This is a genomic window from Micromonospora sp. NPDC003776 (genome assembly GCF_053605645.1).
Map to the genome: position 1 here is coordinate 22,077 of NZ_JBSGJR010000023.1, position 9,426 is coordinate 31,502.

Here is a 9,426-nt window from a genome sequence, read left to right on the forward strand (position 1 = left end):
TCCAGGGTGGGGACAGCCCTACCGTGGCCGGCGCGGGGCAGGATGGTCGGGTGCGCGCGTCCCGGCTGATCTCGTTGATCCTGCTGCTCCAGTCGCGGGAGACGATGACCGCGACCGAGCTGGCCCGCGAGCTGGAGGTCTCCGAGCGCACCGTCTACCGGGACGTGCTGGCGCTCTCCGCCGCCGGCGTGCCGGTGTACGCGGACCGGGGCCGAACCGGCGGCTACCGCCTGCTCGGCGGCTACCGGACCCGGCTCACCGGGCTGACCCGGGACGAGGCGGAGGCGCTCTTCCTGGCCGGGCTGCCCGGCCCGGCCGGCGACATGGGACTGGCCGACGCGGTGGCCGCCGCCGAGCTGAAGGTGCTCGCCGCGCTGCCGCCGAGCCTGCGGGACGCGCCCGCCCGCACCGGGCAGCGGTTCCACCTGGACGTGCCGGGCTGGTTCCGGGAGTCCACCCCGCCGCCGTGGCTGGCCGAGCTGGCCCGCGCGGTCTGGCGGGACCGGGTGGTCGAGCTGCGCTACCGGCGCGGCGAGCGCGAGGTGACCCGCACGGTGCAGCCGTACGGGCTGGTGCTGAAGAGCGGGGTCTGGTATCTGGTCGGCCGGGTCGGCGACGGCTACCGGACCTACCGGGTGGACCGGGTGGTCGGCGTCACGGCGGGCGCGGACACCTTCGACCGGGACGAGGGCTTCGACCTGGGCGCGTACTGGCGGGAGCAGGCGGAGGCGTTTCTGCGGAGCATGCTGCGCGCCGAGGTCACCGTCCGGCTCAGCCCCGCCGGCCTGCGCGCGCTCCGGCACGTGGCCGAGGCCCCCTTCGCGTACGAGGAGGCGGTGGCCGGGGCGGGCGAACCCGACGGGCAGGGGTGGGTGGTGACCCGGCTGCCCGTCGAGTCCGTCCCGGTGGCGTACGACGTGCTGCTCCGGCTCGGGCCGGAGGTCGAGGTGCTGGACCCGCCGGAGCTGCGGGCGCGGTTCGCCGAGGCGGCCCGCCGTGCGGCGGCGCTGTACGACGCGGGGCCGGAGGGTCAGCGGTAGCCGCTGTCGTCCGCCGGCTTGCCGGGCTTGATCACCTCTTCGTGGTAGCGGAGGAAGTGCGGGCGGGTGCCGTCGAGGTCGGTGAAGCCGTACACCTGGGCGAGGCTGCCGGCGTCGACGGACTCGCCGTTCCAGCGGGCCCGGTCCGGATCGGCGGCCAGGGCGGCCACCGCGCGCCCGACGAAGGCCGGCGTCTCCGACATGACGAAGTGCGGCTCCTTCGCCGCGCCGTCGCGCCAGTTGGCCTCGGTGACCCCGAAGTGCTCCAGCATCGCCTCCGAGCGCAGCCAGCCGGGGGTGAGCGCGACGGCGGTGCAGCCGTGCGGGGCCAGCTCGTGCGCCTGGGTGAAGGCGAGCCGGTTCACCGACACCTTGGCCAGGTCGTAGAAGACCGAGAGCCGGTAGGCGCCGTCGTTGTACTCCTTGGTGCCGTCACCGATCTCGACGACCAGGCCGCCCGGGTTGCGGATCAGCAGCGGCAGCGCGTAGTGGCTGGTGATGATGTGGGTGTCCACGGCCAGCCGCAGGGTACGGAAGCCGGCGTCGAGGGGCTGCTCCCAGACCGGCTTCTCCCAGGTGATCAGCGGATCGGCACCCCAGATGTCGTTCACCAGCACGTCCAGCCGGCCCTGCTCGGCGTCGATCCGCTCGACCAGGCGGCGTACCTGGTCCCGGTCGAGGTGGTCGACCGCGACCCCGATGCCGGTGCCGCCGGCCGCGGTGACCAGCTCGGCGGTCTCCTCGATGGTCTCCGGCCGGTCCAGCTCGGAGCGGCGCTCCCGGGTGGTCCGGCCGGTCGCGTAGACCGTGGCCCCGGCGGCGCCGAGCTGGACGGCGATCTGCCGGCCGGCGCCCCGGGTCGCCCCGGCGACGAGCGCGATCTTTCCTGTCAGCGGTTTCGTCATGTCCCCACCGTGTCACCGATACCTGACAGTCGAAGTCCGGTTTTCCGGGTGATCCCGATCCGCCATCATGGCCGGCATGCACCTGCTGCTCTCCGGCATCGTCGGCTCGGTCGCGTACGGGCTGGCCGGCCCCGACTCGGACGTGGACCGGCTCGGCGTCTTCGCGGCCCCCACGGTGGCCTTCCGCGGCCTGCACCCGCCCAAGGAGTCGGTGGTCACCACCGACCCGGACGTGACCCTGCACGAGGCGAGGAAGTACGCCCTCCTGGCGTTGAGCGGCAACCCGACGGCCACTGAGCTCCTGTGGCTGCCGGACGAGTGCTACTAGACCCGGACCGGGTTCGGCGAGCGGCTGATCGCGATCCGCTCGGCCTTCCTCAGCGCGCCCCGGGTCCGGGACGCCTACCTCGGCTACGCCACCCAGCAGTTCCGCAAGCTCACCACCCGGGACGCGTCCGTCGGCGGGCGGTTGCGGTCGGCGAAGCACGCCCGGCACCTGGCCCGGCTGCTGCACCAGGGACGGGTGCTCTACGCGACCGGGGTGCTGGAGATCCGGCTGGCCGACCCGGAGTGGTTCCGGGCATTCGGCGAGCGGGTCGCGGGCGGGGCGCTGGACGAGGCGGAGGCGCTGGTCGCGGCGGCCGAGCGGGACTTCGACCGGATCCGCACCCCGCTGCCGGACCGGCCGGACGAGGAGGCCGTGGAGCGCTGGCTGCTCGACGTCCGGGCCGCCCACCTGCCGCCGGAGCCGCTCGCCCGCTGACCGCCGGCGGCCGCGCTGACCCGCGATCCGCTGCCACCAGGGGTGCTGGCACCACCCTGCCCCGGGTCGTGCCACCCCTGCCCGGCGGGGGCGGAAGGCGTTCGATCAAGGCATGCCAGACATGATCCACACACCGGACGTCCGGCCGGCCCGCTCCGGTTCACCCAACGCCCGCCGCGTGCGGCGCGTCCTGCTCACCGCTGCCGCCGTAGCGGGCGTGATCGGCGTGGCCGCCACCCTCACCGGGCCACCGGCCGCGGCCCGCCCGGCAACCTCCGACCGCGCGCCCGCCGTCGTACGGACCGAGAGCGGTCCGGTGCGCGGCCTGGTCACCGACAGCTACCGCTCCTTCGAGGGGATCCCCTACGCCGCCCCGCCGGTCGGTGACCTGCGCTGGAAGGCCCCGCAGCCGGCTCAGCCCTGGACGGGCGTCCGGGACGCCAGCCGGCCCGGGAACGCCTGCGCCCAGCCGGCGGGCATCCCGATGGGCCGCCCGAGCACCGCCGAGGACTGCCTGTTCGTCAACGTGACCACGCCACGCCACAGCGGCAGGCCGCTGCCGGTGATGGTGTGGCTGCACGGCGGCAGCCTCACCTACGGCGCCGGAGACATCTACCGCCCCCTGTCGCTGGTGACCCGGGGCGACGTCATCGTCGTGTCGGTCAACTACCGGCTCGGCGCGCTCGGCTTCCTCGCCCACCCCGCGTTCGACGCCGGCACCGATCAATCGGGCAACTTCGGCCTGCAGGACCAGCAAGCCGCCCTGCGGTGGGTACGCCGCAACGCCGCGGCCTTCGGCGGCGACCCGCGCAACGTCACCCTGTTCGGACAGTCGGCCGGCAGCTTCAGCAGCTGCGCCCACCTCGCCTCCCCCGCCTCGGCGGGCCTGTTCGACAAGGTGATCATGCAGAGCGGGCCGTGCACGAGCGGTTGGACTCCGGCCACCACGTCGGCGCCGCGGCCGAGGAGGGTGGCCGAGCAGGAGGGCCTGGCGCTGGCCGGGTCGCTCGGCTGCCCCGACCCGGCCGCCGCCGCGAGCTGCCTGCGCGCCAGGTCGGTGGACGAGTTGCTGGCCGCCACGGCATCCCGGCCCGATCTCGGTCCCGTGCTGGGTGGTCCCGTGCTGCCCGTCGACCCCGCCGAGGCGCTCGCCATCGGCCGCTTCCACCGGGTGCCGGTGATGCACGGCTACAACCGCGACGAGGAGCGCCTGCGCGTCTGGGGCATGGAGGTGTCCGGGGCCAACTGCGCCCCCGGGGTGCCCGCACTGCCGGACCATCCGAACGAGTGCCCGCTGACCGAGGCCGGCTACCGCGAGCAGCTCGACCAGGAATTCGGCGCCGCCGCCGACGCCGTGGCGGCACGCTATCCGACCAGCGCGTACGGGTCGCCGAGCGAGGCCCTCGGCGCGGCCCTCACCGACTCGATCTGGGTCCGCTCCACGCTCGACACCGCAGCGGCGCTCGCCCGCCGCACCCCGACCTACGGCTACGAGTTCGTCGACGACCGGGCGCCGTTCTTCACCGGCGCGCACCAGCCCAGCTTCCCGCTCGGCTCCTTCCACACGGCTGAACTGCCGTACCTGTTCACCGTCGGATACGCCGAGCCCCTCACCGACGAGCAGACCCGGCTCGGGGCTCAGATGATCGACTACTGGGCGCGGTTCGCCCACCGCGGTGACCCGAACGGCCCCGGATCCCCGACCTGGCCCCGGTACGGCGGCCAGCGAGTGCTGGCCCTCGCCCCCGGTGCCATCCGCACCATCGACCCAGCCGCCGCGCACCAGTACGCCTTCTGGCGCTCGGTCAACCCCTGAGCAACCACGGACCACGGGCCGGGGCGCAGTGCCTCGGCCCGTGGCACGACGAGCCGCATCGCTCAGTCGGCGAGGCGCACCCGGACCCGGCGGTTGGCCCGGCCCTTGCTCTCCACCTTGACCACCTGGATCTTGCCGATCTGCGCGGTGGAGGCCACGTGGGTGCCCCCGTCGGCCTGCACGTCCAGCCCCACGATGTCGACGATCCGGACCTCCTGCTCGTCCGGCGGGATCAGGTTGGACTGGGTTCGGATGATGTCCGGCAGGGCCAGCGCCTCGGTCCGCGGCAGCACCCGCACGGCGACCGCCCGGTCCGCGGCCACCTCGGCGTTGACCAGCTCCTCGATCCGGCTCTTGAAGTCCGGCGGCACCTCGGGGAGGTTGAAGTCCATCCGGGCCTCGCCGGGCTCCATGTTGCCGCCGGTGACCAGCGCGCCGAAGTCGCGGAAGACCACCCCGCAGAGCACGTGCAGCCCGGAGTGGGTACGCATCAGCATCGTCCGCCGGTCGTCCTCGACCGCGCCCGTGACGGCGGTGCCGGCCGGCGGCAGCGGATCACCCTCGGCCGGGATCAGCCAGAGGTCGTCGCCCTTGCGGGTGCCCACGATCCGGGTCTGCGCCCCCTGCCAGAGCAGCACCCCGTGGTCCGGCGGCTGGCCGCCGCCGCCCGGGTAGAAGGCCGACCGGTCCAGCACGATGCCCTGCTCGGGATCGGCCGCCAGCACGGTGCACGCCCACTCCCGGAGGGTGGGGTCGGCGAGGTCGAGGCGGTGCGTACGGCCGTGGTGTGTGACGCCCATGACAGGGGACGTTACCCGTTCAGGAACGTGGAGATCCGCTCGCGCAGGTCGGCGCGTTCCGTCCAGAGCACGCCCGGCCGGTCGTACACGTGCAGGGTGGCGTTCGGAAGCGCGGCGGCCAACCGCTCGGCGACCGGCACCGGGTGCAGGTCGTCCCCCGCGCAGGCGATGACCAGCGCCGGCGCGGTGACCGGGGCGAGCGCCCCGGCGTCGCGCAGCGGCGCCTGCTCCGGCAGGCTGACCAGCCCCGGCGCGAGCCCGTCCCGGAGCAGCTGGTCCAGCCGCTGCCGCAGGTACGCCCAGCCGGCCGGGGTGTTGCGGACCGACGGCGGCAGCTCCAGCGACACCACGTCGGCCAACGCCGAGGCGTCCCCGTCCGCGACCGCGTCCAGCAGGCCGGTCAGCCGGGCCCGGGCCACCTCGCCGCGCGGCTCGTCGAGCACCGCGGGCAGGAAGAAGACCAGCTTCTCGAAGCGTTCCGGGCTCTCGGCGAGCAGCCGGCAGAGCGCGCCCGCGCCCAGGCTGGCCCCGAAGGCCCGGTTGGCACCGCCGAGGTCGGCGATCGCCCGCAGGTCGCGGGCCAGGTCCAGATAGCTCCACGGGCCGGGTGGCGAGTCGGACCTGCCGTGCCCGCGGAACTGGAAGAAAATCTTGCGCCCGCTGACCGCGCTGCCGAACGGACGGGTGGTGGCGATGCCGTTGCCCAGCCCGTGCGCGAACACCGTCACCGGCTGACCGGTGCCGGTGACCAGTCGCTCGAGCCGTACCCCGTGCGGGGTGGTGACCAGCTCGGTCTCCGGCTCGGGCAGCGCCGGCCGGCCGGTCCGCGGCCCCCCGGGGCCGGGGCCCCAGGTGCGCGGGCCCCCGTCCGGCGGCGGGGGCCACCGGAAACTTCTCACCAGAAGCCTCGGCCGTCGTGCAGGTCACGCAGCCCGACCCGGACGTCCAGCAGGTAGATCAGGGCGGCGGCGATGCCGACCAGCCCGAAGATGCTCAGCGCCCCACCGAAGCCGAAGAACGGCAAGGTCAGCAGCATGCAGACGGCCAGGATGGCGATCCAGCCGCCCTTCGGCAGGGTGCCGATGGCGGGGAACGCGTCGGAGCGCTGGGTGATCGCGTGCACCAACGCCACTGCCTCGAGGACCAGGGCGAAGACGAGCAGGATCAGCTCGATCACGGCGGTGACATGAAACGCGAAGATCGGCGCGGCAATGGCCATGTCGGCAAGCTTATGCCGAGACCCCGGAAACGTCCGACAGGACGCTGTCCGGGGTCCCGGTCCAGATTCGACTCACTCGGCGGCGGGGCGGGTCCGCTTCGTGGTCTTCGGCAGCTTGGCCGACGGGGTGGCCGGCTTCGCGGCGGTGGCCTTGGCGGCGGTGGCCTTGGTGGCCCGGGTCCGCTTCACCGCGGCCGGCTTGCTCGCCACGGCCTCGGCCACCTCGACCGGGGACGGCGCCTCGGCCGGCTGCGTGGTGGCCTCGGTGGCCGGCGCGGCCTCGGTCGCCTCGATGTCGGCGTTCACCGTGTCCGCGGCCTCCAGCACCCCGGCGCCGACGACCCGCTCGCCGCGGGCGACCAGCTCGGCGTACGCGGCCAGGGCGCGAGCCTGCGCGGCCTGGGCGCCGGCCAGGGCCCGCTCCTGAGCGGCCTGCGCCCCGGTGAGCAGGGTGGCGGCGTTGCGGGTGGCGGCCTCGCGCAGCTTGTCCAGGGTGGCGGCCTCGCGCAGCTTGTCCAGATCGAGGTCGGCCGGGACGGCCTTCTCGCGCAGGCCGGCCGCGGTCAGGTTGGCGGTCTTCAGCGTGGTGGTCGCCTTCTGGTGCAGCTCGACGCCGGTGACGACGGCCTTGCCGGTCAGGTCGGCGACGACCCGGGTGCCCAGGTCGGTGACCACGGTGGGGAGCTTGCGCAGCTGCTGGAGGGCCAGCTCGCCGGCGCCGGCGGCGGCGTAGACGGGGGCCGGAATGCGGTTGGTCTTCGGCTGGGTCATGACTTCTCCTCTTCGGCCGCACCGGCGGCCTTGCGGACCGCCGGACGGGCGGTCGTCTCCTCGGGGGCGGCGGTGGTCGGGGCGGGCGTGGCGCCCGCCTCGGTGACGGCGACCGACTCGAGGACCGCCTCGGTCGGGGTGCCGTCCGGCGTCGTGGGGCCGGTCGCGGCCGGCGTGGCGGTGGCCGGGGCCTCCGGGGCGATCCCTGGCTCGGCGACCTCGGCCGGGGCCGGCTCGGTGGCCGTCTGCGCAGCGGCGGTCGCCTCGGCGAGCCGGGCGTTCTCCCGGCGGAACGTCTCGTAGATCTGGGTCAGCGACTGCTTCTGGGCCATGGTCAGCTCGGGGTCGACGGCGATCGCCGCGAGCACGCCCTGCCCCTCCTTGTCGTCCAGCAGGCCGGCCCGCAGGTACATCGCCGGGGTGGAGACGCGCAGGGCGCTGGCGAGCTGCTGGAGCACCTCGGCGCTCGGCTTGCGCAGCCCGCGCTCGATCTGGCTGAGGTACGGGTTGCTGACGCCGGCCTGCTCGGCGAGCTGGCGCAGCGAAATCTTCGCGTTACGCCGCAGGTCGCGAATGAACCCGCCGACGTCGGGAAGGTCCTTACCAGTGGCCATGACTCCACGCTAGCTCGCCCTGCTAGCTCCTGCAAGCAAAATGCTTGCCGGAGTTAGCGATGTCACGGATAGGCGGTTGCGGAAGCCGATGGGCGGTCCGTACCGTGCCCCCGTGATGAAGATCGAGGTCAACGGCACCCAGCTCGCGTACGACGAGGCCGGCAGCGGGAGCCCGGTGGTGCTGCTGCACGCCGGCATCGCCGACCGGCGGATGTGGCGGGAGCAGCTGCCCGCGCTCGCCGCCCGGCACCGCGTGATAGCCCTCGACCTGCGCGGCTACGGCGACTCGGAGCTGCCGCCGGCACCCTTCGCGCACCACGACGACGTGGTCGGGCTGCTGGACGCCCTCGGCATCGCGCGGGCGGCCCTGGTCGGCTGCTCCTTCGGCGGCCGGGTCGCGGTGGACACCGCGCTGGCGTACCCGGAGCGGGTCTCCGCGCTCGCCCTCTTCGGCGCCCCGGTCTCCGGCAACGAGTGGACCGAGGAGACCGAGCAGCTCTGGGAGGAACTGGTCGGCGACGTGGACCCGGAGGACTTCGCCGCCACCGCGCACGGTGAGGTGCGGTTCTGGGTGGTCGGACCGACCCGGAAGCCGGCCGACGTCGACCCGGAGCTGATCCGGTTCGCCGAGGAGATGGACCGGCGCGCGCTCGCCGCCGAGCAGGCGCTCAGCGCCGTCGAGGTGGGCGAGCTCGACCCGCCCGCCATCGACCGGCTCGGTGAGCTGCGGATGCCCGTGCTGACCGGGACCGGCGTGGACGACCTCGGGGACATCCGCCGGCTGGCCGACCGCATCGCCGCCGAGGCCCCGCACGGGGTCCGCATGCCCGACGTCCCGGACGCCGCGCACCTGCTGCCGCTGGAGCGCCCCGAGCCGGTCAATGCCGCCCTGCTCGACTTCCTCCCCTGACCGTCGCCCCCGGCGTCCGCCGGGTGTCGCCCCCGGGCACTCCGGGGTGACTGTTGGCGCCGGCCAGCACCAGGGTGGCGAGCCGGTCTCGCGGAACGCGAACCGGCCCGGCGCGCCGCGCGCGGCCACTCGGGCGTCACCTTCCCGCTGCCTTTGCTCTGCTTCAACGGACGCAACACTCGGGCGCCGTATGTGTTGCGTGGAGTGAAGCAGAGCAAAGGCGACGACGGCGAGACCCTCGACCCTCCCGCTCAGGCGGGAGGCGCGGGTCGAGCCGTCCGGCGAGTCGCGGTGAACGGGGTCAATCCCGGGCCGGGATGCCGCGACCTGCCGCATCCTGAGTGGATCAAGCGGGGCCGGCCCGGCGGGATGCGCCGGGGTGCCGCCTCCCACGCTCTGGGAAGGCGGGGCCGGTCACCAGACCGGGCGGACCGCCCCGACCGGGAGGCCGCCGCCGAGCAGCGGCACGTCGGCGTACTCCGTCAGCACCGGGGCCTCGACGCCCAGCCGGCGCAGCGCCGCGACCAGCACCGGCATCCGGGCCCGCGCCGCCCCGTCGTCGATCTTCAGTGCGACCGCGCCGACCCC

The 9,426-nt window shown here is 74.6% G+C and carries 12 protein-coding genes; 5 read left to right on the plus strand and 7 right to left on the minus strand.

Features of this window, described 5'->3' with window-relative positions:
• The first annotated feature begins 50 nt into the window (after window positions 1-50).
• The gene (locus ACWEVO_RS04215; protein WP_452306115.1) at window positions 51-1,040 is read left to right on the plus strand and encodes a helix-turn-helix transcriptional regulator; all 990 of its coding nucleotides are present in this window, start codon (window positions 51-53) and stop codon (window positions 1,038-1,040) included.
• On the opposite strand, the gene ACWEVO_RS04220 is transcribed toward ACWEVO_RS04215, so the two are convergent.
• A complete protein-coding gene (locus tag ACWEVO_RS04220) occupies window positions 1,031-1,945 on the minus strand; it encodes an SDR family oxidoreductase (RefSeq protein WP_452306116.1) in 915 nt (304 codons plus the stop codon). The two genes, ACWEVO_RS04215 and ACWEVO_RS04220, sit on opposite strands and share 10 nt — an antisense overlap.
• A 67-nt stretch (window positions 1,946-2,012) precedes the next feature.
• Here ACWEVO_RS04220 and ACWEVO_RS04225 point away from each other — a divergent pair, with 67 nt between their 5' ends.
• The 3 genes from ACWEVO_RS04225 to ACWEVO_RS04235 all read left to right on the plus strand — a co-directional run bounded on the left by ACWEVO_RS04225 (window position 2,013) and on the right by ACWEVO_RS04235 (window position 4,524).
• Window positions 2,013-2,273 (plus strand): DNA polymerase beta superfamily protein, encoded by a 261-nt coding sequence (locus tag ACWEVO_RS04225; protein ID WP_452306117.1) that lies wholly within the window; start codon window positions 2,013-2,015, stop codon window positions 2,271-2,273.
• 141 nt (window positions 2,274-2,414) lie between these two features.
• Window positions 2,415-2,708, plus strand: coding sequence for a hypothetical protein (locus ACWEVO_RS04230; protein ID WP_452306118.1), 294 nt, complete (start codon window positions 2,415-2,417; stop codon window positions 2,706-2,708).
• A gap of 112 nt (window positions 2,709-2,820) precedes the next feature.
• Complete coding sequence (locus ACWEVO_RS04235) at window positions 2,821-4,524, plus strand: carboxylesterase/lipase family protein (RefSeq protein ID WP_452306119.1); 1,704 nt, start codon at window positions 2,821-2,823, stop codon at window positions 4,522-4,524.
• A gap of 62 nt (window positions 4,525-4,586) precedes the next feature.
• On the opposite strand, the gene ACWEVO_RS04240 is transcribed toward ACWEVO_RS04235, so the two are convergent.
• From ACWEVO_RS04240 to ACWEVO_RS04260, 5 genes are all read right to left on the minus strand, one after another.
• Entirely contained in the window at window positions 4,587-5,324 is a 738-nt protein-coding gene (locus tag ACWEVO_RS04240; RefSeq protein WP_452306120.1) for an alanyl-tRNA editing protein, read from the minus strand.
• An 11-nt stretch (window positions 5,325-5,335) separates the two neighbouring features.
• A complete protein-coding gene (locus ACWEVO_RS04245; RefSeq protein ID WP_452306121.1) occupies window positions 5,336-6,223 on the minus strand; it encodes an alpha/beta fold hydrolase in 888 nt (295 codons plus the stop codon).
• Complete coding sequence (locus tag ACWEVO_RS04250; RefSeq protein ID WP_452306122.1) at window positions 6,220-6,543, minus strand: DUF2516 family protein; 324 nt, start codon at window positions 6,541-6,543, stop codon at window positions 6,220-6,222. Before ACWEVO_RS04250 ends, ACWEVO_RS04245 begins: the two co-directional genes overlap by 4 nt.
• Window positions 6,544-6,615: 72 nt before the next feature.
• A complete protein-coding gene (locus ACWEVO_RS04255) occupies window positions 6,616-7,314 on the minus strand; it encodes a hypothetical protein (RefSeq protein WP_452306123.1) in 699 nt (232 codons plus the stop codon).
• The gene (locus ACWEVO_RS04260; protein ID WP_452306124.1) at window positions 7,311-7,928 is read right to left on the minus strand and encodes a helix-turn-helix domain-containing protein; all 618 of its coding nucleotides are present in this window, start codon (window positions 7,926-7,928) and stop codon (window positions 7,311-7,313) included. The genes ACWEVO_RS04255 and ACWEVO_RS04260 overlap by 4 nt, the downstream gene beginning before the upstream one ends.
• Before the next feature lie 115 nt (window positions 7,929-8,043).
• Here ACWEVO_RS04260 and ACWEVO_RS04265 point away from each other — a divergent pair, with 115 nt between their 5' ends.
• Window positions 8,044-8,838 (plus strand): alpha/beta fold hydrolase, encoded by a 795-nt coding sequence (locus ACWEVO_RS04265; RefSeq protein ID WP_452306126.1) that lies wholly within the window; start codon window positions 8,044-8,046, stop codon window positions 8,836-8,838.
• Window positions 8,839-9,252: 414 nt separating this feature from the next.
• Here the strand turns inward: ACWEVO_RS04265 and ACWEVO_RS04270 are convergent.
• Window positions 9,253-9,426: asparaginase (locus tag ACWEVO_RS04270; RefSeq protein WP_452306127.1), on the minus strand; the 174-nt coding region annotated here is incomplete at its 5' end.

Bases quoted from the DNA above. Each gene is read 5' to 3' on its own strand.
- ACWEVO_RS04220 (WP_452306116.1), bottom strand. From the start codon at position 1,945: ATGACGAAACCGCTGACAGGAAAGATCGCGCTCGTCGCCGGGGCGACC.
- ACWEVO_RS04225 (WP_452306117.1), top strand. From the start codon at position 2,013: ATGGCCGGCATGCACCTGCTGCTCTCCGGCATCGTCGGCTCGGTCGCG.
- ACWEVO_RS04235 (WP_452306119.1), top strand. From the start codon at position 2,821: ATGCCAGACATGATCCACACACCGGACGTCCGGCCGGCCCGCTCCGGT.
- ACWEVO_RS04240 (WP_452306120.1), bottom strand. From the start codon at position 5,324: ATGGGCGTCACACACCACGGCCGTACGCACCGCCTCGACCTCGCCGAC.
- ACWEVO_RS04250 (WP_452306122.1), bottom strand. From the start codon at position 6,543: ATGGCCATTGCCGCGCCGATCTTCGCGTTTCATGTCACCGCCGTGATC.
- ACWEVO_RS04255 (WP_452306123.1), bottom strand. From the start codon at position 7,314: ATGACCCAGCCGAAGACCAACCGCATTCCGGCCCCCGTCTACGCCGCC.
- ACWEVO_RS04260 (WP_452306124.1), bottom strand. From the start codon at position 7,928: ATGGCCACTGGTAAGGACCTTCCCGACGTCGGCGGGTTCATTCGCGAC.
- ACWEVO_RS04265 (WP_452306126.1), top strand. From the start codon at position 8,044: ATGAAGATCGAGGTCAACGGCACCCAGCTCGCGTACGACGAGGCCGGC.